The 24,065-nt window shown below is 61.7% G+C and carries 23 protein-coding genes and 1 pseudogene; 8 read left to right on the top strand and 16 right to left on the bottom strand.

Going from position 1 to position 24,065, the window contains the following annotated elements:
- Positions 1 to 112: 112 nt before the first annotated feature.
- The 5 genes from CLU91_RS04350 to CLU91_RS04330 form a co-directional block, all read right to left on the bottom strand.
- Positions 113 to 892, bottom strand: a complete 780-nt coding sequence (locus CLU91_RS04350) for a peptidylprolyl isomerase (RefSeq protein ID WP_100873151.1) — start codon at positions 890 to 892, stop codon at positions 113 to 115.
- Positions 893 to 975: 83 nt separating this feature from the next.
- Positions 976 to 1,260 (bottom strand): BolA family protein, encoded by a 285-nt coding sequence (locus CLU91_RS04345; protein WP_100873150.1) that lies wholly within the window; start codon positions 1,258 to 1,260, stop codon positions 976 to 978.
- The gene (locus CLU91_RS04340) at positions 1,260 to 1,889 is read right to left on the bottom strand and encodes a septation protein A (protein WP_100873149.1); all 630 of its coding nucleotides are present in this window, start codon (positions 1,887 to 1,889) and stop codon (positions 1,260 to 1,262) included. Before CLU91_RS04340 ends, CLU91_RS04345 begins: the two co-directional genes overlap by 1 nt.
- An 85-nt stretch (positions 1,890 to 1,974) precedes the next feature.
- Positions 1,975 to 2,376, bottom strand: a complete 402-nt coding sequence (gene msrB / locus CLU91_RS04335; protein WP_100873148.1) for a peptide-methionine (R)-S-oxide reductase MsrB — start codon at positions 2,374 to 2,376, stop codon at positions 1,975 to 1,977.
- 9 nt (positions 2,377 to 2,385) lie between these two features.
- Positions 2,386 to 3,969: a protein adenylyltransferase SelO gene (locus CLU91_RS04330; protein WP_442906406.1), complete on the bottom strand. Its 1,584-nt coding sequence runs from the start codon at positions 3,967 to 3,969 to the stop codon at positions 2,386 to 2,388.
- Positions 3,970 to 4,076: 107 nt separating this feature from the next.
- Here CLU91_RS04330 and CLU91_RS04325 point away from each other — a divergent pair, with 107 nt between their 5' ends.
- Together CLU91_RS04325 and CLU91_RS04320 are read left to right on the top strand one after the other, a co-directional pair.
- Positions 4,077 to 5,729, top strand: a complete 1,653-nt coding sequence (locus CLU91_RS04325; RefSeq protein WP_100873147.1) for a 3-(methylthio)propionyl-CoA ligase — start codon at positions 4,077 to 4,079, stop codon at positions 5,727 to 5,729.
- A gap of 175 nt (positions 5,730 to 5,904) precedes the next feature.
- Positions 5,905 to 7,992 (top strand): 3-hydroxyacyl-CoA dehydrogenase NAD-binding domain-containing protein, encoded by a 2,088-nt coding sequence (locus CLU91_RS04320; RefSeq protein ID WP_100873146.1) that lies wholly within the window; start codon positions 5,905 to 5,907, stop codon positions 7,990 to 7,992.
- A gap of 81 nt (positions 7,993 to 8,073) precedes the next feature.
- On the opposite strand, the pseudogene CLU91_RS04315 reads toward CLU91_RS04320, so the two are convergent.
- The 5 genes and pseudogenes from CLU91_RS04315 to CLU91_RS04295 all read right to left on the bottom strand — a co-directional run bounded on the left by CLU91_RS04315 (position 8,074) and on the right by CLU91_RS04295 (position 11,423).
- Positions 8,074 to 8,877, bottom strand: a pseudogene (locus CLU91_RS04315) (IS5 family transposase).
- A gap of 86 nt (positions 8,878 to 8,963) precedes the next feature.
- Complete coding sequence (locus CLU91_RS04310) at positions 8,964 to 9,311, bottom strand: FlxA-like family protein (RefSeq protein ID WP_100873145.1); 348 nt, start codon at positions 9,309 to 9,311, stop codon at positions 8,964 to 8,966.
- Positions 9,312 to 9,727: 416 nt separating this feature from the next.
- Positions 9,728 to 10,576 (bottom strand): alpha/beta fold hydrolase, encoded by an 849-nt coding sequence (locus CLU91_RS04305; protein WP_157814585.1) that lies wholly within the window; start codon positions 10,574 to 10,576, stop codon positions 9,728 to 9,730.
- Positions 10,577 to 10,683: 107 nt separating this feature from the next.
- A complete protein-coding gene (locus CLU91_RS04300) occupies positions 10,684 to 11,088 on the bottom strand; it encodes a VOC family protein (RefSeq protein WP_198521241.1) in 405 nt (134 codons plus the stop codon).
- A 95-nt stretch (positions 11,089 to 11,183) separates the two neighbouring features.
- Positions 11,184 to 11,423 (bottom strand): DUF2798 domain-containing protein, encoded by a 240-nt coding sequence (locus CLU91_RS04295; protein ID WP_100873142.1) that lies wholly within the window; start codon positions 11,421 to 11,423, stop codon positions 11,184 to 11,186.
- 96 nt (positions 11,424 to 11,519) lie between these two features.
- Here CLU91_RS04295 and CLU91_RS04290 point away from each other — a divergent pair, with 96 nt between their 5' ends.
- Both CLU91_RS04290 and CLU91_RS04285 read left to right on the top strand, forming a co-directional pair.
- A complete protein-coding gene (locus CLU91_RS04290; RefSeq protein ID WP_100873141.1) occupies positions 11,520 to 12,461 on the top strand; it encodes a LysR family transcriptional regulator in 942 nt (313 codons plus the stop codon).
- A gap of 114 nt (positions 12,462 to 12,575) precedes the next feature.
- Positions 12,576 to 12,779 carry a hypothetical protein gene (locus CLU91_RS04285; protein WP_100873140.1) on the top strand — a complete coding sequence of 68 codons (204 nt, stop codon included), beginning with the start codon at positions 12,576 to 12,578 and terminating at the stop codon, positions 12,777 to 12,779.
- Positions 12,780 to 12,867: 88 nt separating this feature from the next.
- On the opposite strand, the gene CLU91_RS04280 is transcribed toward CLU91_RS04285, so the two are convergent.
- The gene (locus CLU91_RS04280) at positions 12,868 to 14,568 is read right to left on the bottom strand and encodes an MFS transporter (RefSeq protein ID WP_100873139.1); all 1,701 of its coding nucleotides are present in this window, start codon (positions 14,566 to 14,568) and stop codon (positions 12,868 to 12,870) included.
- A 230-nt stretch (positions 14,569 to 14,798) separates the two neighbouring features.
- On the opposite strand from CLU91_RS04280, the gene CLU91_RS04275 reads away from it, so the two are divergent.
- From CLU91_RS04275 to CLU91_RS04260, 4 genes are all read left to right on the top strand, one after another.
- Positions 14,799 to 15,977, top strand: coding sequence for an acetyl-CoA C-acyltransferase (locus CLU91_RS04275; protein ID WP_100873138.1), 1,179 nt, complete (start codon positions 14,799 to 14,801; stop codon positions 15,975 to 15,977).
- Positions 15,978 to 16,068: 91 nt separating this feature from the next.
- Entirely contained in the window at positions 16,069 to 16,371 is a 303-nt protein-coding gene (locus CLU91_RS04270; protein WP_100873137.1) for a Dabb family protein, read from the top strand.
- Between the two features lie 101 nt (positions 16,372 to 16,472).
- Positions 16,473 to 17,468 (top strand): NADP-dependent oxidoreductase, encoded by a 996-nt coding sequence (locus tag CLU91_RS04265; protein WP_100873136.1) that lies wholly within the window; start codon positions 16,473 to 16,475, stop codon positions 17,466 to 17,468.
- A gap of 60 nt (positions 17,469 to 17,528) precedes the next feature.
- On the top strand, positions 17,529 to 17,954 hold the full coding sequence (locus tag CLU91_RS04260) for a GNAT family N-acetyltransferase (protein WP_100873135.1): 426 nt from the start codon (positions 17,529 to 17,531) through the stop codon (positions 17,952 to 17,954).
- A gap of 70 nt (positions 17,955 to 18,024) precedes the next feature.
- On the opposite strand, the gene CLU91_RS04255 is transcribed toward CLU91_RS04260, so the two are convergent.
- The 5 genes from CLU91_RS04255 to xylB form a co-directional block, all read right to left on the bottom strand.
- Positions 18,025 to 19,032: an ABC transporter permease subunit gene (locus CLU91_RS04255; protein WP_100873134.1), complete on the bottom strand. Its 1,008-nt coding sequence runs from the start codon at positions 19,030 to 19,032 to the stop codon at positions 18,025 to 18,027.
- A 1-nt stretch (position 19,033) separates the two neighbouring features.
- Positions 19,034 to 20,554, bottom strand: a complete 1,521-nt coding sequence (locus tag CLU91_RS04250) for a sugar ABC transporter ATP-binding protein (RefSeq protein WP_100873133.1) — start codon at positions 20,552 to 20,554, stop codon at positions 19,034 to 19,036.
- 77 nt (positions 20,555 to 20,631) lie between these two features.
- Complete coding sequence (locus tag CLU91_RS04245; protein WP_099763695.1) at positions 20,632 to 21,567, bottom strand: ABC transporter substrate-binding protein; 936 nt, start codon at positions 21,565 to 21,567, stop codon at positions 20,632 to 20,634.
- A gap of 59 nt (positions 21,568 to 21,626) precedes the next feature.
- Positions 21,627 to 22,574, bottom strand: a complete 948-nt coding sequence (gene tal, locus CLU91_RS04240) for a transaldolase (RefSeq protein WP_100873132.1) — start codon at positions 22,572 to 22,574, stop codon at positions 21,627 to 21,629.
- A complete protein-coding gene (gene xylB, locus CLU91_RS04235; protein WP_198521434.1) occupies positions 22,574 to 24,061 on the bottom strand; it encodes a xylulokinase in 1,488 nt (495 codons plus the stop codon). Before xylB ends, tal begins: the two co-directional genes overlap by 1 nt.
- Between the last annotated feature and the right edge of the window lie 4 nt (positions 24,062 to 24,065).

The following is a 24,065-nucleotide window of genomic DNA, read 5'->3' as shown; positions in this document are numbered from 1 at the left end:
TTCCTAATAAGTATACAAAAACCGGTACAAAAAGATCGCGACTGTCGCGCAGTGCGCATTCAGGCGCAGAATACACGACCGGCGCCGAAAAGGGCGCCGGGGAGGTCAGTGCTTACTGAACTTTTGCTTTTTTGATCATTTCTTCCTGATACGCTTGCAGTTTCTTTTGCTGCAGCGCTTCGGCGATCTGTGGCTTGACTTCTTCCAGGGTCGGCAGCTTGGCAGCGCGGGTGTCGTCCAGCTTGATCACGTGGAAACCGTTAGGCGTTTGCACCGGGGTGTCGGTGACCTGGCCTTTTTGCAGTTTCACGAAAGCGTCCGAGAATACTTTCGGGAACGACGATGGAGCTGCCCAGTCCAGGTCGCCGCCATTGTCGGCCGAACCGGCATCTTTCGATTGCTTGGCCAGGTCTTCGAACTTGGCGCCGCCCTTCAGCTTGGCGATGATGTCTTTCGCTTCCGCTTCGGTGCCGACCAGAATGTGGCGCACATGGTATTCCTTGTCGCCCGTCTGGGCCACGAACTTGTCGTATTCGGCCTTGATTTCAGCGTCGTTGACGGGGTTCTTTTTCAGGTAGTCGCCGACCAGGGCGTTGATGACGATGGCCTGGCGCGCGTTCTCGATTTGCTGCTTGACGGCTGCATCTTTACCGAAACCTTTGTTTTCCGCTTCTTGCATCAGCACTTCACGGCCGATCAAGTCTTTCTTGATGGCTTCGCGCAGTTGCGGCGAATCCGGTTGCTGGCCTTGGGCGACGACTTGCTTGACGACTGCATCAACGCGCGACGATGGGATAGGCTTGCCATTAACAACGGCAACATTTTGCGCAAAAACAGGTACCGCGACAACGGCGAGTAGTGCGATCAGCAAGCGGGCTGGCTTAAAAGTCATTATTAAATCCTGTTAGGGAAAGTTTCGTAAAAAACGCATGGAAAGAATTCATAACATGGCTCGGGTACGCCAAAACGCCATCCTTACACTACTTCGGACGGCGCCAGGGCCACAATCGCCAATGCATGTATCTCATTATGCATCATATCGTGCACGGAATCATACACCAGTCGATGGCGCATGACGAGCCTGAGCCCCTCAAATTGACTAGAAATAATGCGTAGATTGTAATGGCCTCCGCCCGAGGCGGCGCCCGCATGGCCCCGGTGGCGCGCCGAGTCGTCTTCCAGCACGCATTCCAGAGGGGAAAGTGCCGTTTCCAGGCGGGTGCGAATGCGCTCCATGCGCGTTGTCGTGTCGTTCGTCATTATGCGTCTTCCTTGATATGTTTGGCCAGGAACAGGGTTTGCGCCACGATGAAGGCAAAGAAGATGCCCGTCGCGCCAAACGCTTTAAAACTGACCCAGGCGGCCATGTCGCCCTTGTACAGCACGAAGGCGACGAACAAATTGAGCGCGCCGAGGGCGCCGAAGAAGATGATCCAGGCCGCCAGCAGCTGGTTCCACACAACTTCGGGCAATTGCACCTGCGCTTCCATGGTCTTGCGGATCAGGTTTTTCTTGAATCCCACATGGGCGATCAGCAGGGCCAGGCCGGACAGCCAGTAGATCAGGGTCGGCTTCCATTTCAGGAAGAAATCGTCATGCAGGTAAATGCTGGCGCCGCCGAACACGACAAAGATGAACAGCGACAGCCACAGCATGCCGTCCACCTTGCGCCCGCGCAGCAGCAGATAGCTGACCTGGCAGGCGGTGGCGACGATGCCGACCAGGGTGGCGAGTATCCACGGCGCCTGGTCGGCCTTGATCAGGCCGCCAGACACGAAGCCGGACAGATATTGCTGCACGAAATCGTGCGTGGCCGCTTCATACATGCCGCCCAGCTTGAAGGCGGCGAAGAAGGCGATCAGGGGGAATAGGTCGAATAGAAATTTCATGGCGAGACTTTACTATGATCGTGGTGTAAACATCTTAGGAATGACTTAGGAGCAACATTCGTGCTCCATGCTCATTCCTGGGGCATCAAGGCTGCGGATCGAAGCGCAACGATGCCGAATTGATGCAATAGCGCAAGCCGGTCGGCGGCGGGCCGTCCGGGAAGACGTGGCCCAGGTGGGCGTCGCAGACGGCGCAGATGATTTCCGTGCGCAGCATGCCGTGGCTGCGGTCGGTGATCTCCGTCACGTTGGCCGGGTCCAGGGCCTGGAAATAGCTGGGCCAGCCGCAGCCCGAATCGAACTTCGTATCCGACGCGAACAGGGGCGTGTTGCAGCAGACGCAGGTGTAGACGCCGTGTTCGTGGTGGTCCCAGAACTTGCCCGTGAAGGCCCGTTCCGTGGCCGCATGGCGCGTGACTTCGTATTGCATCGCGTCGAGCATGGCGCGCCATTCGGCGTCGGTTTTTTTGACTTTATTCGTGGTCATAATGACTCCTCAGGATGAGCAACTGACTTCAAGGTGGCTGGCCCAGTCGGGCGGCAGGGCCGCATAGTGCTGGTGTTCGGGCTGTTCGTCAAATGGCTTTTGCAGTATTTCCAGCAATGTCGCCACTTCCGTGTAATCGTGCTGCTGGGCTTTTTCGATGGCCACTTGCGCCAGGTAGTTGCGCAGCACGTATTTCGGGTTGACCAGGTTCATCGCCTCTTGCCTTTCGGCATCGACGCTGTGCTCCTGCCGCAGGCGCGTGCGGTATTGCGCCGCCCATGTATCGAAGGCGGGGCGGTCGATGAACATGTCGCGCAGCACCGTGTCGTGCTCGGGAGCATCTACTTGCAGTGTCGCCAGGGTGCGGAAGAAGTTGGTGAAATCCACGTGGTTGGTTTGCATCAGCGCAAACATGCTGTCGAATAGTTGCGTATCGTCGTCGTGTTGCGTGCGCAAGCCCAGCTTGGCGCGCAGCAAGGTATTCATCTTCTCCGCAAAGGCGCTCTGGTACGTGTCCAGCGCCGCTTGCGCCTCGGCCACTTCGCCGATCAGCGGCAGCAGGGCCTGGCCCAGCGCATAGCAATTCCAGTGGCCCACCTGCGGCTGGTTGGCGTAGGAATAGCGGCCTTGCTGGTCTGTGTGGTTGCAGATGTGCTCGGTATCGAACGCTTCCATGAAGCCGAACGGGCCGTAATCGAGGGTCAGGCCCAGGATCGACATATTGTCCGTATTCATGACGCCATGCATGAAGCCCACAGCTTGCCAATGCGCAATCATGTGCGCCGTGCGCACGCACACCTCGGCCAGCAAGGCCTGGTATGGATTTGCCGCAGCGCGCAAGTGGGGGTAGAAGCTGTCAATGACGTAATCGGCGAGGATTTTCAGCTCGTCCGGTTTCTTGCGGTAAAACCAGTGTTCGAACGAGCCGAAGCGAACAAAACTGGGCGCCATGCGCGTCACGACGGCGGCAGTCTCGACGGTTTCGCGCATGATGCCTTGCTGCGAACCCATGATGGACAGCGCGCGCGACGTGGGTATGCCCAGCGCCGCCATGGCTTCCGAGCACAGGAATTCGCGGATGGACGAGCGCAGCACGGCGCGTCCGTCGCCCATGCGCGAATACGGCGTGGCGCCGGCGCCTTTCAGCTGCAGCTCCATCGGGCCATGTTCGGTGGCGATATCGCCCAGCAAGATGGCGCGGCCATCGCCGAGCTGGCCGGCCCAGACGCCGAACTGGTGGCCCGAATACACGGCCGCCAGGGGCAGCGAGCGCTCGGCCACGGCATTGCCGCTCAGCAGCTCCACAAAGCCGGGCTCGGCCAGGCGCGCCGCATCGAGGCCGATCAGGCTTGCTGCCGGCGCACTGGCGGCCACGAAATACGGGGCGGGCAGGGGCGTGGGCATCAGCCGCGTATAGAACGCGGGCGGCAAGGCCGCAAAGGCGTTATCCAGTGGTAAGGTATGAGCGGTGATGGCAATTCCAGTCAGTAAGATGGACCGGCACGGTGCGCCAGCCTGGAATGCGATTTTACCGCACGGCGCGAAGGTTCGTGCCGGACGCCCGCACGGCAAAAACGGAATCAGAAATTCCATGCTGCAATGCAATATCGAAATGCGTTGACGATTTCCGCACGACCGTACGAAACTAGGGAAAATCTTTAAATTCCTACAATAACCGAGTAGCCAGCCCAGGAGACACGATGTCGGCATTTCCCTTGAGTCCAGTGATGGGCCAGATGATGAATCAGCCCCTGCTGATTTCCAGCATTATCGAGTTTGCAGCGCGTCATTATGCAGGCAGCGAAATCATTTCGCGGCGGGTGGAGGGCGATATGCACCGCTACACCTACCGCGATTGCCACCAGCGCGCGCGCCGGCTGGCGAACGCCTTGCATGGCCTCGGTGTCGGCATGGGCGACCGCGTCGCCACGCTGGCCTGGAATGGCTACCGGCACCTGGAAGCGTACTATGCCGTGTCCGGCTCGGGCGCCGTACTGCACACGATCAATCCGCGCCTGTTTCCCGACCAGATCGCCTACATCTCGAACCATGCCGAAGACCAGGTTTTATTGTTTGATCTGACCTTTTTGCCCGTGGTGGAAAAGATCGCCGCCGACTGCACCTTCGTCCGTCACTTCGTGCTGATGTGCGACCGCGAACGCATGCCCGCCAGCAGCACCATCCCCGACCTGCTGTGCTATGAAGACTTGATCGCCACGCATTCGGACGATTACACGTGGCCCCTGTTCGACGAAAATGCGGCTGCCACCCTGTGCTATACGTCGGGCACGACGGGCAACCCCAAGGGCGCCCTGTATTCGCACCGCTCGACCGTGCTGCACGCGTATGCGTCGGCCATGCCCAGCGGCCTGAACGTGCGCGCCTCCGATACGGTGCTGCCCGTCGTGCCCATGTTCCACGTGAATGCCTGGGGCTTGCCGTATTCCGTGCCCCTGTCCGGCGCGCGCATGGTGTTTCCCGGCGCGGCGCTCGATGGCAAGTCGCTCTACGAACTGTTCGAGGCGGAAAAAGTGACGTTCTCGGCCGGCGTGCCCACCGTCTGGCTGGGGCTGCTGAATCACGCCTTGCAGAATAACTTGAAATTTTCCACTTTCCGCCGCACGGTGATCGGCGGCGCGGCGTGCCCGCCAGCGATGATGGATACCCTGATCGACCAGTTCGACGTGGAAGTCATCCACGCCTGGGGCATGACGGAAATGTCGCCGCTGGGCACGGCGGGCGGCTTGCAGACCAGGCACCTGGACTTGCCGAAGGACGAGCAGCGCAAGATCCTGCAAAAGCAGGGCCATGCGATTTACGGCGTGGACATGAAGATCGTCGACGACGACGGCAAGGAATTGCCGTGGGATGGCGTGGCGTATGGCCACTTGCTGGTGAAAGGGCCGTGGATCATCTCGTCGTATTACAAGAACGAGGGCGGCGACGTGCTGCAGGATGGCTGGTTCCCCACGGGCGACGTGGCCACCATCGACACGGACGGCTACATGCAGATCACGGACCGCAGCAAGGACGTGATCAAGTCGGGCGGCGAGTGGATCGGCACCATCGACCTGGAAAACCTGGCCATGGCCCATCCGGCCGTGCTGCAGGCGGCCTGCATCGGCGTATTCCACCCGAAATGGGATGAACGGCCCGTGCTCGTCGTCGTGCTGCGTCCCGGCATGACGGTGACGCGCGAGGCCTTGCTGCAATTTTTTGAAGGCAAGATCGCCAAGTGGTGGACGCCGGACGACGTGCTGTTCATCGACGCCTTGCCCATGGGCGCCACGGGCAAGATCCAGAAGAACAAGCTGCGCGAGCAGTTCAAGGGACACCAGCTGCCCGGCATGTAACCGAGGCGGCGCGCAAGGATGGAGTGCTGTTGTACCATGATGGCCGGCGCCGGTGCCGTTACTGCGCGCCGCGACAAAAATAATACGATCGTTCTTTTGTGCGGTATAGTGAAGCTTCATCCCTTGCAACTACCTCATCGCCAAGCAAAAACCAATACACCAGTAAGGAAGAGACATGAGTGCTGAATATCAAGTGAACGGCGCCGTTGCCGTCATTACCCTGGCCAACCCGCCCGTCAATGGCCTGGGCCTGGCGACGCGCACGGCCGCCGTGGCCGGCATCCGCCAGGCGCTGGCGGACGAGACCGTCAAAGCCATCGTCATTACGGGCGCCGGCAAGGCCTTTTCGGGCGGCGCCGACATCAAGGAATTCAATTCGCCCAAGGCGCTCACGGAACCGACCCTGCACACCCTGATCAACGTCGTCGAGCAATCGACCAAGCCGGTGGTGGCGGCCATCCACAGCGTCTGCATGGGCGGCGGCCTGGAGCTGGCGCTCGGTTGCAACTACCGCGTGGCCGCGCCTGGCGCGCAGATGGCCTTGCCGGAAGTTAAACTCGGCATCTTGCCGGGCGCGGGTGGCACGCAGCGCCTGCCGCGTGTGCTGGGCCTGGAAATGGCCCTGAATATGATCGTCTCCGGCACGCCCGTGGCGTCCGAGAAACTGGCCGGCACGGCCTTGTTTGACGAAGTCATCGCGCCTGGCGCCGACTTGTTGCAAGCCGCCGTGGCCTTCGCCACGAAAGTGGCCGATGTGCGCCCGCTGCCGAAAGTGCGCGAGCGCAAGGTCGATTACCCGAACCACGAAGCGTTTTTGCAGTTTTCGCGCAATACCGTCAAGGCCATGTCCGGCCCGTTCCCCGCGCCGCTGAAATGCGTCGATGCCGTGGCGGCCGCCGTGACGATGAAATTCGACGACGGCTTGAAGTACGAGCGCGAACTGTTCATGCAGCTGGTGCAGTCGCCCGAGTCGAAAGCCTTGCGCCACGCCTTCTTTGCCGAACGCGTTGCCAGCAAGGTGCCCGACGTGCCATCCGACACGCCCGTGCGCAGCATCGCCAGCGCGGCCATCGTCGGCGCCGGCACCATGGGCGGCGGCATCGCCATGAATTTCGCCAACGCGGGCATTCCCGTGATGCTGCTGGAAACAAAACAGGAAGCGCTCGACAAGGGCCTGGCCACGATACGCAAGAATTACGAGAACACGGTCAAGAAGGGCAAGCTCACGCAAGAGAAGGCCGAGCAGCGGATCGCGCTCGTTTCCGGCACGCTGGCGTATGCCGACATTGCGCAAGCGGACATCGTCATCGAAGCCGTCTTCGAGGAACTGGGCGTGAAGGAAAGCGTGTTCAAACAACTGGACGCCGTCATGAAGCCGGGCGCCATCCTCGCCTCGAACACGTCCACGTTGGACCTGGACAAGATCGCCGCGTTCACGAAACGCCCGCAAGACGTGATCGGCACGCATTTCTTCAGCCCGGCAAATGTGATGAAACTGCTGGAAATCGTCCGCGGCAAGGAAACGGGCAAGGACGTGTTGGCCACGGCGCTGGCGCTGTCGAAAAAGCTCAAGAAAACAGGTGTCGTCTCGGGCGTGTGCGACGGTTTCATCGGCAACCGCATGATCGAGCAATACAGCCGGCAAGCCGGTTTCCTGCTGGAAGAAGGCTGTCTGCCGGAGCAAGTCGACAAGGCGGTCGAGAAATTCGGCTTCGCCATGGGCCCGTTCCGCATGGGCGACCTGGCCGGCAACGACATCGGCTGGGCCATCCGCAAGCGCCGCTATGTGGAAAAACCGGACGTGACGTATTCGAAGACGGCTGATCTGCTGTGCGAACTGGGGCGCTATGGCCAGAAGACGGGCGCCGGCTGGTACGACTACAAGCCGGGCGACCGCAAGGCGTATGCTTCGGAGCAAGTGAACGCGATGATCATCCAGCACTCGGCCGACATCGGCGTGGCGCGGCGCAAGATCAGCGACCAGGAAATCGTCGAGCGGCTCGTGTATGCGCTCGTCAATGAAGGCGCGCGCATCCTCGAAGAGGGCATCGCCTTGCGCGCCTCGGACATCGACATGGTGTATCTGACGGGCTACGGCTTCCCCCTGTTCCGCGGCGGCCCCATGTTCTATGCGGACACGGTCGGCTTGCCGAACGTGCTCGATTCGATTGCCGGCTACGCGAAAGGCCGCCATGGCGAAGCGTGGACGCCGGCGCCCCTGCTGGTGCAACTGGCGGGCGAGGGGAAGGGTTTTAATAGCTAATCCGGCACTACCGTTGACGCCCGATGTTGTCGGATTACGCGCGGCGTCGCCACGCAAATCCGACCTACTGAGTAAGAGCGCCTAACAAAACCGCTGAATATATCTCCAGCAGATGAGTATGCAGGCAAGTGACAGGAATGGCTGATGGATATCAGCTTGGCGCTCGTAGCGGATACGCAGGCGGCGGAAACGGTGAAGCCAGCCCAGTGTGCGTTCGACCACCCAGCGCCATTTTCCCAGCCGTTCGCGCGACTCGATACCGTAGCGGGCTATGCGTGGAGCGATGCCACGGCTACGCAACCAGGCCCGATGGGCACGCGAAGCATAGGCCTTGTCGGCATGCAATTTGGCAGGACGTTTGCGTGGCCGGCCCGCAAGCCCTGCTACTGAAGGGACGGCTTCAAGCAGTGGAATCAGCATGCGGGAATCATGTACCTGAGCCCCCGATATGCTCGCCACCAGAGGCAGTGCGCGTTGATCGACGAGCAGATGGTGCTTGCAACCGAGCTTGCCGCGGTCGGTGCGATTGGGGCCGGTATGCGGTCCGCCGAGGGGGGGATGGCACGCTGGCCGAGTCGACACTAGCGCATTCCCACTGAATCTGGTCGTATTCCCGCAAGTGCTGCAGCATGGCGTCATGGATGCGTTGCCAGCTACCCGCCTGTTGCCAGGCATGCAGGCGCCGCCAGCAACTCATGCCGCTGCCGCAACCCAGTTCACGGGGAAGGTATTCCCAAGGCAAACCGGTCTTGAGGACGAACAGGATGCCGGTCAAGGCGGGCGGTCGTCAATGCGAGGACGCCCGCCTTTGGGAGAAGGACGATGTGCTGGTAGCAAAGGCTGAATCAGCGCCCACAGGTCGTCAGGAAGAAGTGATTTAGCCATGGCGCGGCCCCCCGAAAATGATGTCAGGTGGGTTGGGCCAGCTTCGGCGCCGTTTGTTTCTCTGGACGACGTTTTGTTAGGCGTTCTTAAGCCTCGGTGTCGATAGTGTTGCCCAAGGTCGAGGTGGGCGAGCGCGCTGCGCTGTTGCCGGTATCGGTGCCGCTGGCTGGCTGGCTGTCCTGTTTCTGCTGCGCCTGTTGAGCCGCTTGCGCTTGCAATTGCGCGATCAGCGCCTGCAGCAACTGTATCTGCTGCGCCAGTTGCTTCTGCATCTTTTTCGACGCGTCCGTCTGTTCGCCCTTCTGCGACTCCTTCAACTGCTCTTGCGCCCCCTTGATCTGCTCTTGCAGTGCGGCGATCTGCTTGGCGCTAGTGGATCCGCCGCTGCTGGGGGCCGTGCTCACCGCGTTACCCGAACCAATTGCCGATACCATGATGATTTTCTTTCCTCTGTGTCAATATCGTCATTATCGCAAAATTTCCTATAGATAAACAGGCACACGGGTAATGTCAACTTGATGAACCGGGGCGACGAGTTGTAGAATTCCAAGCGAAATTGCCGTTGATGGGGTAACACGGTGTCACGGATTCGGCGTTTTTTGCTACGTCTGTGACCTCATTCCATGAAAAAAAATGCCTGCATACGGACGTGCCGGTACCAATCCGCTGGCAAGCGGTTGCGCTGGCACCGGAAAGTGTTGTTGATCGGGCCATGCGCCGACAAAAAACGCTGAGCTTGGCCAGATGACTCGAAGCGGCGCATCTGTTGGAGGGCGTAGAGATGTTTTGTTAGGCGTTCTAAGTCGGCGTAGGTCGGATTAGCGGCGGTACGCCGCGTAATCCGACGCCACTACTTCTTCTTCGCCACCATCTTGACCGCCTCGTTGACGATGACGGGGTTGTCTTTCTGGATGTAGTAGCCGGCGCCCGTGATGCGCTCGATGGCCGGCGCGCCGGACAGGCGTTGCCAATCCTTTTCCTGGGCCCGCATCACGTTCTCGAACGAACCCATTTCCTCGATGCCGAACTTGTCGCGCACCAGCAGCATGGCGGGGATGCGCAGCGGGCTGCTCATGTCGACATGCTGCAGGCACTGCGTCTGGGCATCGAATTCGGCCGATTCCGTACTGTTGAACATGAGTTTGCGCCGCGTTTTGACGAGCATGGCGTAGGTAGACGCGTCCGTCTGCATCCGGTTCCATTGCTGCGGGTGCGTGGGGTCGAGCAAGACCAGGCCGGCCACGTCCTGCGGGTACAGCCTGGCATACACATACTGGTACAGCCCGCCCAAGCCATGGCCGACCAGCACATACGGTGGTTTCAAACCTGCTTGCGCCAGCAGGGCGCGCTGCTGGGCGGCGATGGTGCACGGATCGCGCGGTGTGGTGGTTTTTTTGCTGTCGCCGTAGCCGGGGCGGTCGTAGACGAGCACGCGGTGCTGTTTTGCCACTTCGGGCACCACCTTGGCCCACACATCCTTGCCGTCGCCCATGGCTGACTGGAAGACCACGGGCAAGCCGCCCTGGCCGCTCAAGGTGTAGGCGATGCTGGCGTCGGGCAGGGCGGCCGTGGCGGGCACGCCGGGCATGACTGGCGACGATGGCAGCAGCGAGCAACCGGAAAAACAGCCTGCCAGCAGCAAGCCGGCGCTGGAGAGGAGCATGGTGTGCTTGGGGCGGCCGACGAATAGATGATGCATGAATCTCCTTCTTGGTGCACGGACCGCGGACGGGTAGGGCTTGCCAGCCATTATAGGCAAAACGTATCGAAGTGGAAATGCCGAACAGAGGCGTATTTCCCGTGCTGTCAGCCGGCGTCGGCGCGATGGCAGACGGCTTCGATGCGGTTGCCGTCCGGATCGAACAGGAAGGCCGCGTAATAGCTGGCGTGATAGTGGCGCAGACCGGGCGCGCCCAGGTCGATGCCTCCATGCGCCAGGCCCGCATGCCAGAACGCTTCCACGGCCGCGCGCGAGGCGGCCTTGAAGCAGCAGTGGCGGCGTGGCGCGTCGTCGGGACTGGGGCCCAGGCGCACGGAAAAATAGCTGCGTTCGGGGTGCCCGGCATCGCTGCGCTCGCCGTAGCCTATCCAGGCATGGGCATGGTCGCTGCCCACCTTGGGCACGCCCAGCGCGGCGAAGATGGCGTCGTAGAAGCGCTCGGCGCGGTCCAGGTCGGCAACGGTAAGGGAAACGTGATCGAGCATGGGCATTCCACTGTAAAAACAAGGACGGCCATAGCATAGCCCGGATCAGGACGGCCGTGGGCCGAAGTAACCGAGTGACACCGGCGGCGGCCAACTGCCGGTTAAGGCTGGTTGGCGAAGCGTGCCACGATACTGCGGCTCATCAACTGCACGCGGGGCGCGAACAGCATCACGGCGCAGAAGGCCACGGGCCAGGCGGCAAAGAAGGCATGGCGCCAGCGGGGCAGGAAGTCGCTCTGCAGGCCGATATTGAGCCAGGTGACCCAGGCGCTCATCAGCAGGGTCATGAGCAGCGACATCAGGAAGGCAAATACGCAGCGCAGGCGCAGGGCATCGGACATGGGACACTTTCAAAATGGTGAAGATATGCAGCGTAACGACTTGCAGCAATCTATACTAGAGCCATATTTTTAATTTCAAATTCCATAAATGCAATCATGCTTGATGATTTAGCCTTATTTGTCGCCATTGTCGAGGCGGGCAGCCTGCATGCGGCGGCCGTCAAGGAAGACTTGCCGGCCGCCACCGTCACGCGGCGGCTGCAAAAGCTGGAAAGCCAGCTCGGCTACCGCTTGCTCAACCGCAGCGCGCGCCGCTTGCAGCCGACGGCGGAAGGCTGGCAATACTACGAGCAGTGCCGTCCTTTGGTGCATGCCTTGCGGCAAGCGACGCAGCAGCTCGACGCCAGCCTGTCGGCCGTCTCGGGCAGCATCCGCGTGCTGGCGCCCGTGAATTTCGCCAGCGGCTTGCTGACGCCCGCCTGGGTCAGCTTCATGCGGCAGTACCCGGATATCCGCCTGGAGCTGGAACTGTCGAATCTGCTGCAAGACCTGGTGGGCAGCGGCGCCGACCTGGCCATCCGCGTGGGCGCGCTCGACGATTCTTCGCTGATGCAGCGCCGCCTGGGCAGCGCCGCGCTGGTGATGGTGGCCGCGCCCGCCTACCTGGCGCGCGCCGGCGTGCCGCGCGACTTGCAGGAGCTGGAAAAGCACGAGCTGATCGTGGCCGAACCGCTGCGCAGCTGGCGCTTGCGGCGCCCCGGCGACGGCGCCGAGCTGGTGATCGAACCGCAGGCGCGCCTGCGCGTCAATGAAATGCGCCTGGCCGTGGAGATGGCCGATGCGGGCATCGGCATCTTGCTGTGTCCGCTTTTGCAGTGCCGCAACGAAGTGGCCAGTGGCAGCCTCGTGCGCGTGCTGCCCGACTGGATGCAGCAGCCGCGCCATGTGTACGCCGTATGGACGCAGCGGCGCTACCTGCCGGCCCGCGTGCGCGTGCTGCTGGAACACCTGGCGGCGTTTGCGGCGGGCAATCCGCTGTTGAACGAGGAGGCCGGCGCTGATCAGGCCGTTGGGCCGGGTATCCCTTCCACTAAGTAATACCGAGCGCTTGTACTTTCCGTCAGGATCGCGTTAAGATAAAGCTTGCTCGCTTATCCAGTGGGCAATCTGGTGTTTTTACGCGCAATTTCGTCCCTATCCATGAGAGTAGCAATGAAATATCTGATCGTTCCCTTCTTGCTGGCCATGACTGGCTGTGAAGTCTTGTATGACGCGAACCGGGACAAGATCGGTGAGTATTGCAACAGCCTCAATAATTTTGACGACCGCAACGCCTGCCGCAAGCGCAACCAGACCAGCTACCAGGAATACGTGCAGCAGCGCGACCAGGTGAAAAAGGGCAAGAGCGAAAAGTAAGCTTGCAAGTACATAAAAAAACGCCGCTGACCAGTCAGCGGCGTTTTGCATTGCGGACCCCGGCCTTGCGACCGGGGCTTGCATCGGATCAGTCGTCCGCGTAGATATTGTTGTCCTTGGTTTCCTTGACGAACAGGGTGCCGATCACGACAGTCGCCAGGGCGACGACGATCGGGTACCACAGGCCATAATAAATGTCGCCTTTGAAGGCCACCAGCGCGAAGGCCGTGGTCGGCAGCAAGCCGCCGAACCAGCCGTTACCGATATGGTAGGGCAGGGACATCGAGGTGTAACGTATACGTGTCGGGAACATTTCCACCAGCATGGCGGCGATCGGGCCATACACCATGGTGACATACAGCACCAGGATGAACAGCAGCAAGACCACCATCGGCTTGTTGATCTGGTCCGGATCGGCTTTCGCAGGGTAGCCCGCTTCTTTGATGCCGGCGCCAATTTCTTTCTTCAGCGCTGCTTCATGGGCCTTGCTTTCTGCATCGAAGTTCAGGCCGTCGGCCGTCATGACGGCGTTAAACGACGTAAATTCCTTCGTACCGATGCGTACCTTGGCGATTGAGCCGGCTGGCGCGTCTTCCTTCGTGTAATTCACCGAGCTGTTCGACAGGAAGCCCGTGGCGATGTCGCACGACGATGGGAACTTCTTCGTGCCCGTCATGTTGAACTGGAAGTGGCAGGAAGCGGGATCGGCCACCACCACCACTGGCGAGTTCTTCAGAGCCGCTTCCAGCTGCGGATTGGCGAAGTGGGTCAGGCCGCTGAAGATCGGGAAGTAAGTCAGGGCGGCGATCAGGCAGCCGCCGAGGATGATGTACTTGCGGCCGATGCGGTCCGACAGGCTGCCGAAGAACAGGAAGAACGGCGTGGCCAGCAGCAGGGCGATGGCGACGAGCACGTTGGCCGTTGCCAGGTCTACTTTCAGGGTCTGGATCATGAAGAACAGGGCGTAGAACTGGCCCGTGTACCAGACGACGGCCTGGCCGGCGGTCAGGCCGATCAGGGCCAGGATGACGATCTTCAGGTTTTTCCACTTGCCGAACGCTTCCGTCAGTGGCGCTTTCGAGGTCTTGCCCTCGGCTTTCATCTTGGAAAACGCGGGCGATTCATTCATGGCCAGGCGGATCCATACGGAAATGCCCAGCAGGATGACGGAAACCAGGAAGGGAATGCGCCAGCCCCACGCTTCGAAATCCTTCTCGCCGGTCGCCAGGCGGGTGCCCAGGATGACCATCAGCGACAGGAAGAAGCCCAGGGTTGCCGTCGTCTGTATCCACGCCGTGAACGCGCCGCGCTTGCCTTCAGGCGCATGCTCGGCCACATAGGTGGCTGCGCCGCCATACTCGCCGCCCAGCGCCAGGCCTTGCAGAATGCGCAGGATGACGAGGATGATAGGCGCGGCGATGCCGATGGAGGCATGGCCCGGCAGCAAGCCGACGATGAAGGTGGAGCCGCCCATGATCAGAATGGTGATCAGGAAGGTGTACTTGCGCCCGATCATGTCGCCCAGGCGGCCGAAGACCAGCGCGCCGAACGGACGCACGATGAAGCCGGCGGCAAAGGCCAGCAGCGCGAAAATGAAGGTGGTGGTGGGGTCGCCGATGAAAAATTGCTTGGCGATGATGGATGCGAGCGAACCGTACAGATAAAAATCGTACCATTCAAAGACGGTGCCGAGAGAGGATGCAAAGATGACCTTGCGTTCCTCGGGTGTAATCGGCGTTCCTTTGGTGGACATTTTCCGTACGTCGGCCGAGCCGGATGGTGATGCCATGGTTTGTCTCCCTATGTTTTATAGTGAACTGGTGCCGAGGTCTTTTTGACCATTCTTGCAACAGCTTGGGGCGAGTGTGTTCTTCGAACCTTACGCCATGCTTGCTTGAAACTTACGTCAAGCTTACAAAATACCATCCCTTGCAACTTTGCGAACGACCGTACTTAAATGTGCTATTCTCATCCTGCAGATACCTCACCCCATAAAATATCCCCACAAGGAGACACAGCATGAATGAAGCCGTCATCGTATCGACCGCCCGCACGGGCCTGGCCAAGTCCTGGAAGGGCGCGTTCAACATGACGCATGGCGCCACCCTGGGCGGCCACGTGCTGGCGGCCGCCGTCGAGCGCGCGCGCATCGAGGCGGAGGAAGTGGAAGACGTGCTGGTCGGCTGCGCCTTTCCCGAAGGCGCCACGGGCGGCAATATCGCGCGCCAGGTGGCGCTGCGCGGTGGCTGCCCCGTCACCACGGCCGGCATGACCATCAACCGTTTTTGTTCTTCGGGCTTGCAAGCGATCGCCCTGGCCGCGCAACGCATCATCGCCGGCGAAGGCGATATCTATGCGGCGGGCGGCGTGGAATCGATTTCCTGCGTGCAGAACGAAATGAATACGCATATGTACCGCGAAGTTTGGCTGCAGCAGCACAAGCCGGAACTGTACTGGCCCATGCTGCAGACGGCCGAAACCGTGGCCAAGCGCTACCAGATTTCGCGCGAGCGCCAGGATGCCTATGGCGCGCAAAGCCAGCAGCGCGCAGCAAGCGCCCAGGCCGCCGCCCTGTTCGACGCGGAAATCGTGCCGATGACCACCATCATGGGCGTGGCCGACAAGGCCAGCGGCATGCTGGTGTCGCGCGAAGTGACGATCTGCGCCGACGAAGGCATCCGTGCCGACACGACGTATGACGGCGTGGCGAAGATCCGCCCGGCCATTCCTGGCGGCGTCATCAGCGCCGGCAATGCCAGCCAGTTTTCCGACGGCGCCTCGATGGCCATCGTCATGAACGCCAAAGTGGCCGAAGCGAAAGGGCTGCAGCCGCTGGGCATCTTCCGCGGCTTTGCCGTGGCCGGCTGTGAACCCGATGAAATGGGCATCGGCCCCGTGTTTGCCATTCCGAAACTGCTGAAAAAGGCGGGCTTGACTGTCGCCGACATCGGCCTGTGGGAACTCAACGAAGCATTTGCCGTGCAGGTGCTGTACTGCGCCGACACCCTGGGCATCCCCATGGAGCGCCTGAACGTGAACGGCGGGGCGATTGCCGTGGGCCATCCGTACGGCGTGTCGGGTGCGCGCCTGACGGGCCATGCCTTGATCGAAGGCAAGCGCCGCGGCGTCAAATACGTGGTGGTGACCATGTGCATCGGCGGCGGGCAAGGCGCGGCAGGGCTGTTCGAAGTCGTCTAGTCTAGTCTGGCTTGGTGGCGTGCGTGCTGCAGAGTGGGCCGATAGCGGTTACAGTATCGGCTCTCTTTGCCTACTCTCCATCGCACCCGCCATGATCAAGCACATCGTTTTCTGGAAACTCAAAGACCACGCCGAAGGCGCTGACCGCGCCACGAACGCCTTGAAACTCAAGGCTCTGCTCGATTCCTGTTCGAACCTGGTACCCGGCATCCTGACATTCGAAGCCGCCGTGGCCCAGCCGGGCCTGGAAGCCACCTACGACATCGTCCTGTACAGCGAATTCGCCAGCCGCGCAGCGCTCGATGCTTATCAGAACCATCCCGAGCACGTGAAAATCAAGCCGTTTTTTGGGGCGGTACGGGAAGCGCGGCAATGTATGGACTATGAGATTTGAAAACCCGTTAACCCCAAAGCGAAGGGCTGGGGTCAGACCCTGAGGGTCAGACCCCGGTCTTTGCTCTAGGGTTGAGATTGTTCGTCCAACAAGGAGCATTCATGACCACCTACCAACGCATCGTCCTCGCCTCGCGCCCGACAGCCGAAGTGCAGCCAGATAACTTCCGCCTGGAAACTCAAGACCTTCCCGTCATCAAGGATGGTCAGTTGCTGGTACGCAACCAGTTTCTGTCGCTCGATCCCTACATGCGCGGGCGCATGAGCGCCAATAAAAGCTATGCGGCGCCGCAGGCTTTGAATGAAACCATGATAGGCGGCACGGTGGGCGTGGTGCTCGAATCGAAGCATCCGAAGTTCGCCGTGGGCGACACGGTGGTGGGGACGCTGGGCTGGACGGAAGTGGCCGTATCGGACGGCACCATGCTGCGCAAGGTCGATACGACGCATATTCCCGCCTCGGCCTACCTGGGCGCCGTCGGCATGCCGGGCATGACGGCCTGGTATGGCTTGAACCAGATCATGGCGCCGAAAGCGGGGGAAACCGTGGTCGTGTCGGCCGCCAGCGGCGCCGTGGGCAGCGTCGTGGGCCAGTTGGCGAAACTGAAAGGCTGCCGCGTGGTCGGCACCGCGGGCGGTGCGGACAAGTGCGCCTATGTGGTGAATGAACTGGGTTTCGATGCTTGCGTCGACTACAAGGCGGGCAATCTTGAGGCCGATTTGGCGGCGGCCACGCCGGACGGCATCGATGCCATCTTTGAAAACGTGGGCGGCGCCATCTTCGATGCGGCGCTGGCGCGCACCAACGCGTTTGGCCGCGTGGCCGTGTGCGGCTGGATTGCCGGCTACAACGGCGAACCGACGCCGCTCGACAATGCACGCCTGATCCTCACCAACCGCCTCACCGTGCGCGGCTTTATCGTCTCGGAGCAGCCGGAATTCTGGCCACAAGGCCTGGCGGAATTGGGTACCCTGGTGGCGACGGGCAAGCTGACATTTCGCGAATCCGTGGCCGAAGGCCTGGCCAGTGCGCCGGAAGCCTTCATCGGCCTGTTGAAAGGCCGTAACTTCGGCAAGCAGTTGGTCAAGCTCAGCTGATCTCTCTGCGGCAAGGCAGGCCGTGCGACAATTGCGGCCTGTCTCTTTCTACATTACACCATGACCAAGCACACCATCCGCCTCGGCGACTGGGCTACCCTGGGCCCTGACGCCACCGCCATCCGTTTTGAAGTTTTCGTCGATGAACAGAAAGTGCCGGCCGAGATCGAACTCGACGACATGGACGCCGTCTGCCTGCACGCCGTTGCCTACGATGACGCCGGCAAGGCCATCGGCACAGGCCGGCTATTGCCGGACGGCCACATCGGCCGCATGGCCGTGCGCCAGCCTGGACGCGGCACGGGCGTGGGCGGCGCCATTCTTACCTTGCTGATGGAGAAAGCCCGCGAACGTGGCGACAAGGCGGTGGTCTTGAACGCGCAAACCGTGGCCGCGCCATTTTATGCGCGCCACGGTTTTGTGCAGCAAGGAGAACAGTTTGAAGAGGCGGGGATTGCGCATGTGGAGATGCGGCTGGAATTTTAAGCGTTAACCCAGGAGCAAGGACTGGGGTCGTACCCTGCAGGGTACGACCCCGGCACTTACCGGGCTACTCTTAGTTCTGCGCGTGCGACTGGCGCCATTTGTCCAGGATCACGGCCAGCACGATCACGACGCCTTTCGCCACATACTGCCAGAACGACGACAGGCCCAGAATCGTCAAGCCATTGTTCATCACGCCGATGATCAGGGCGCCGATGACGGTGCCCCAGACGGAACCCACGCCGCCCATCAGGCTCGTTCCACCGAGCACGACCGCCGCAATCGCATCGAGTTCATAACCGCTACCCCAGTTGCCGTTCGCCGCATACAGACGGCTGGCCGACATGGCGCCGCCAAGGCCGGCGAACAAGCCGCTGATGGTGTAGACAAACATCAGCACGAGGCCGACCTTGATGCCCGTCAAACGTGCCGCCTGAATATTGCCGCCGACGGCGTAGATATGCAGGCCCAGGGTCGTCTTGCGTAAAATAAACCACGTCAGCACGACGACGGCCGCCGCCAGCCAGATCAGCCAGGGCACGGCCAGGAAGCTGCCGTTGCCCATCCATTCGAAGCTCGGGATTTCCGTGTTCAGCACGCTGGTGCCGTCGGCCAGCAAATAGGCGGCGCCGCGCAGGGCCGTCATGGTGCCCAGGGTGACGACGAACGGATTGAGGCCGACGAGGGCGACGAGCACGCCATTGAGCGCGCCCAGCAGCAGGCCGACGATCAAGAACGTGGGGATCGAAAAGCCGGCGAACTGCGCCGACAGCGACATCAGCATGCCTGCCACGGCCGAGACGGCCAGCACGGAGCCGACCGATAAATCGATGCCGCTGGTCAAAATGACGAAGGTCATGCCCGAGGCCAGCACGATATTGATCGACACCTGGCGGAAGATGTTCATGGTGTTATTGCTGGTCATGAAGGTCGAGGTGCCGTCGGCCGAGAAATACACGGTCAGGCCGTACATGGCCAGGTACAGCACCACCAGCACGGGCAGCATGCCCAGGCGGCGCATCAGGTTCGAGGCATTGAAGGGTTCGCCGGCGCGCGCGGCGCCGCGGGTGGTAGTTGTCATGTTAAATCTCCTGAATGGTTGTTATGCCGCTTCCAGCTGGGGTGGCATAGGCGAGGATGTTTTCCTGCGTGATGTCGTCTCCCGTGACTTCGCCGGTGAGCCTGCCTTCGCACATCACCATCACGCGGTCGCAAATGCCGACCAGCTCGGCCAGTTCGCTGGAAATGCACAGCACGGCCGTGCCCGCGTCCGCCAGCTGGTGGATGATCTTGTAGATTTCGCTCTTCGCGCCCACGTCCACGCCGCGCGTCGGTTCGTCAAGGATGAGGACCTTGGGCGCGATGGCCAGCCAGCGCGCCAGCAAGACTTTCTGCTGGTTGCCGCCAGACAAGCCCCCAACGATGCCGTCCGGGCCGGAGACCTTGACGTTCAGGTTGCTGATCGCCTCGCGCGTGAGCTGGGTCAGGGCGCCACGGTTGACCACGCCCGCCGTGGAATGCCTGGACAGGATATTCATCGACATGTTTTCCATGGCCGACAATTGCATGAACAGGCCCAGGCTCTTGCGGTCCTCGGGCAAATAGCCGATGCCGTGGCGGATGGCCGCCAGCGGTTGCCTGATGTGCACTTCCTGGCCGTCGAGCCACACTTGCCCCGATTGCTTCTTGTCGGCGCCAAAGATCAGCCGTGCCAGTTCCGTGCGGCCCGCGCCCACGAGGCCGGCAAGTCCCGTCACTTCACCCGCATGCAGGGCGAACGAGGCAGGCTTGACCTTGCCGCCGCCCACGTTTTCCACGCGCAGGCGCTCGGCCCCGCGCGTCGTGCGCCGCTGGTGCGAATAGAAGTCGTCGGCAGGGCGGCCCACCATCATTTGCACGACTTTCTTTTGATCCAGTTCATCCTTGCCCAGTTCGCCCACATAGGCGCCGTCGCGCAGCACCGTGATGCGGCGCGCCAGGCGTTCCACCTCGGCCATGCGGTGGCTGATGTAGAGCACGGCCAGGCCCTTGTCGCGCTGCTCTTCGATGATGCGGAACAATTGTTCGGTTTCGCGGTCGGACAGGGCGGCAGTGGGCTCGTCCATGATCAGGATGCGGCTTTCATGCACGAGGGCGCGGGCGATTTCCACCTGCTGCTGCTCGGCAATCGACAGGGTCGACACCATGGTGTCGGCGTCGAAGCGGGAACCGAGGTCGGCCAGGATGGCGTTCGTGCGCGCGCGCATTTCGCCGCCCTTGACGGTCCAGAAGGGGCCTTTGGGTTCGCTGCCCATGAAGACATTCTGCGCCACCGTCATGTTCTTGGCCACGCTCAGTTCCTGGTAGATCAGGTTGATGCCCAGCGCGCGTGCCTCGCCCGGGTTGCGGATGCGGATCGGCTTGCCGTCGAGGATGATTTCGCCCGCATCGGGGGTGTACACGCCCGAGAGGATTTTCATCAGGGTACTCTTGCCGGCGCCGTTCTCGCCCATCACGGCATGGATTTCGCCGCTGCGCACGGTCAGGTGCACGCCGCGCAGCGCGCGCGTGGCGCCAAAGCGCTTCTCGATGCCGCGCATTTCAAAAATAATGTTGTCGCTCATGACTGTCCTTCCTTGCTGGTGAAACTGGCGCCGCCCGCGAACTGGCCGGCGGCGCCACGTGGTTCAGGTCAGGCAGATCAGTTCTTTACCCAGCCCGTGTAGGTGGCGACGTTTTCCTTGGTGATGGCCGGGGTCGGCAACAGCACCATGGTCTGTTTCGGCGTGCGGCCGTTCATGATGTCGTAGCCCATTTGCACGGCGTCGGTGGCCATGCGGTACGGGTTTTGCGCCGAGGTGGCGGCAAACAGGCCGGCCTTGTTTTTCAGGGCGTTCTGGCCATCGGGCGCGCCATCGACGGCCGTGATCAGTTTCACGTCCGTGCGTTTCGATTGCTTGATCGCCAGTTCGGCGCCGATGCCCGTCGGGTCATTGATGGCGAACACGCCGTCGATCTTCGGATAGGCCGTCAGCAAATTCGACATCACGGTCATGCCGCCGTCACGGCTGCCGCCTGCATTCTGGTTGTCCGACAGGATCTTGATATCCTTGAACGCGGCCAGGGTTTTCTTGCAGCCATTCACGCGGTCGATCACGGACGTGACCGGCGGGCCGTTCAGGATCACCACATTGCCCTTGCCGCCGATCTGCTTGGCCAGGTAGGCGCACGACACGTCGCCGGCCATGGTGTTGTCGGACATCACGGTGGCCGAAGCGCCCACGGCGCCCACGTCGACGGCGATCACGACCACGCCCGCATTGCGCGCCTTCTTGATGGCTGGGGCGATGCCCTTGGAATCGACTGCGTTCAGGATGATGATGTCGGTTTTATTGGCGATGAAGTTCTCGATCTGGTCCACCTGGGTGTTCAGGTCATACTTGCTCGACACCGTCGTGACTTTCACGCCCGGGCCGCCCAGTTTTTTCGCGCTTTCTTCCGCGCCGCGGCCAATGGCCACGAAGAACGGGTTGGCCAGGTCGCCCACGCTCACGCCGATCGATTTCAATGGCTTGTCGGCAGCAAAGGCGCCGCAGGCGGCGGACAGCAGCAGGGTGGCGGTAATGACTTTTTTCATGAGGATCTCCAAGGGTTTTTATTGTAAAAACAAAGGTGCTACGGGTGAAAAACTAACTATTAAGTTCTTAACTTTTCAATCATGGCATCGAGCTTGCCCGCATCGACGGCAAAGCCGCGGATGCCTTCGGCCAGTTTCTCGGTCGCCATCGCATCGTCGTTCAGGGCGTAGCGGAAGGCCGCTTCGTCATACGTGATGGCCGGCTGCGCCGCACCCAGGTCGCCACCGAGCGCGCGCTCGAACGGTTCGCTTGACGCTTCGAGTTTTGCCAGCAAGTCCGGGCTAATGGTCAGCAAGTCGCAGCCGGACAAGGCCGTGATCTGCCCCACGTTGCGGAAGCTGGCTCCCATCACTTGCGTGGCGATGCCATGTTGCTTGTAGTAATTAAAGATGCGCGTGACCGATTGCACGCCTGGATCGTTGGACAGGCTGCGCGCCGCTTCGTCCCATGCCGCACCCAAGGACTTTTTATGCCAGTCGTAGATGCGGCCCACGAACGGCGAAATCAGCCGTACTTTCGCATCGGCGCAGGCGACGGCCTGGCAAAACGCGAACAGCAGGGTCAGGTTGCAAAAAATGCCGTCTTGCTCCAGTTCGCGCGCCGCCTGGATGCCTTCCCAGGTGGCGGCGATCTTGATCAACACGCGCTCGCGTTTTACTCCAGCCTGCTCGTACAGGGCGATCAGGCGGCGCGCCCTGGCCACGGTGGCGTCGCGGTCAAAGCTCAGACGGGCATCGACTTCCGTCGAGACGCGACCGGGCACCACCTTCAAAATTTCCAGGCCGAAGCGCACCAGCACTGCATCGACGATATCGTCCAGCGCAGCGTTCTTGTGCGCGGCGACGGTGCTTTCCAGCAAGGGCGCGTAATCGGGCTGCAGCACGGCTTTTAAAATCAGCGACGGATTGGTGGTGGCGTCTTGCGGCGCGAAACGGGCCAGTTGCAAAAAGTCGCCCGTGTCGGCGACAACGGTGCTGTGTTGCTTCAATTGTTGCAGCTGATTCATTACTCTTCCTTATCACTGAATTGGTGCAAGGCTTGCACGGCGGGAAACAGGCTACGGTAGCGGCCGTAGCGGATGCTCAAGGCTGCGCTGTGCGCGGCATCGGGCAGGAAAGTGTTTTTGATGGGCAAGCTGGTGGCCAGCAGTTGGCGCTGGCCGATGGCGGCAAAGCCCAGCTTGGCCGCACCGAGGCTGGCCGACAGTTCGCTGTTGTGCAGGGTACGCATTTCGCGCCCCAGCACATTGGCCAGCAGCTGCGCCCAGTACTGGCTGCGCGCGCCGCCGCCCACCAGCATGCAGTGGGGAATCACCGCTCCCGTCGAGGTGACGGCCGCCATGGCGTCGCGCAAGGCAAAGGCCACGCCTTCGAGCACGGCGTAACCGAGCTGCGCCGGCGTGCTATCGTGGCCCAGCTGCAGGAAGGCGCCGCGCACTTGCGGGTCGTTATGCGGCGTGCGCTCGCCCGACAGGTAGGGCAGGAACAGCGGTGCCGATGGCGCGACAGGCGTGTCGAGCGGCAAGAGCGCTTCCACCAGCGCCAGCAGGGCTGCCTCGTCCGGCTGGCCCAGCACGCCAGTGGCCCAGCGCAAGCAGCTGGCGCCGGACAGGATCGCGCCCATCGCATACCAGCGGCCGGGCAGGGCGTGGCAAAAGCTGTGCACGCCGCCGGCCGGGTTGCCCAAAGGCGCTTCCGTGACGGAAACGATGGCGGCGCTGGTGCCCAGCGAAATAAAACTGTCGCCGCCATTGACGGCGCCGATGCCCACGGCCGAGACGGGGTTGTCGCCACCGCCACCGGCCACCACCACGTTTGCTGGCAAGCCCAGCTTGTCGGCGATGGCGGCCAGCACGGTGCCCGTGGCGGCGTCGCCTTCGGCCAGCGCCGGCATCTGTTCCGGCACCAGGCCGCAGGCGGCCAGCATGGGAGCGAACCAGGCGCGCTGGGCCTCGTGCAGCCACAGTGTGCCGGCCGCGTCGGACATGTCGGTGACCTTGTTGCCCGTCAATTGCAGGCGCAGATAATCTTTCGGCGACAGCAGGCAGGCGATGGCGGCAAAGGCGTCAGGCTCGTGGGTTTGCAGCCACAGCAGTTTTGGCGCCGTCAGGCCCGCCATGGGCAGGCTGCCCGTCACGTCCGCATACGCGCGATAGTCGCGCGCCAGGCTGGCCGCTTCCGCTTCGGCGCGCGCATCGTTCCACAGGATGGCGGGACGAATTACATTGTCGTTGCTGTCGAGCAGTACGGCGCCGTGCATCTGGCCCGACAGGCCGATGCAGGCGATGCCGGCGTATTCCTGCGGCCAGCTGGCGCGCAGCTGCGCCAGGGCGTTGACGCAGGCGGCCCACCAGTCCTGCGGCGCTTGTTCGGACCAGCCCGCTTGCGGGCGGCTCACGTCCAGGCGCACGGAAGCCTGGCCGCGCACGGCGCCAGTGCTGTCCATCAGCACGGTTTTCAGTTCGGAGGTACCGAGGTCGATACCGAGGGAGATCGCT

Source organism: Janthinobacterium sp. 64 (assembly GCF_002813325.1).
In the GTDB taxonomy this organism is placed as follows: domain Bacteria; phylum Pseudomonadota; class Gammaproteobacteria; order Burkholderiales; family Burkholderiaceae_D; genus Janthinobacterium.
This window is presented reverse-complemented; position numbering and strand designations above follow the sequence as displayed.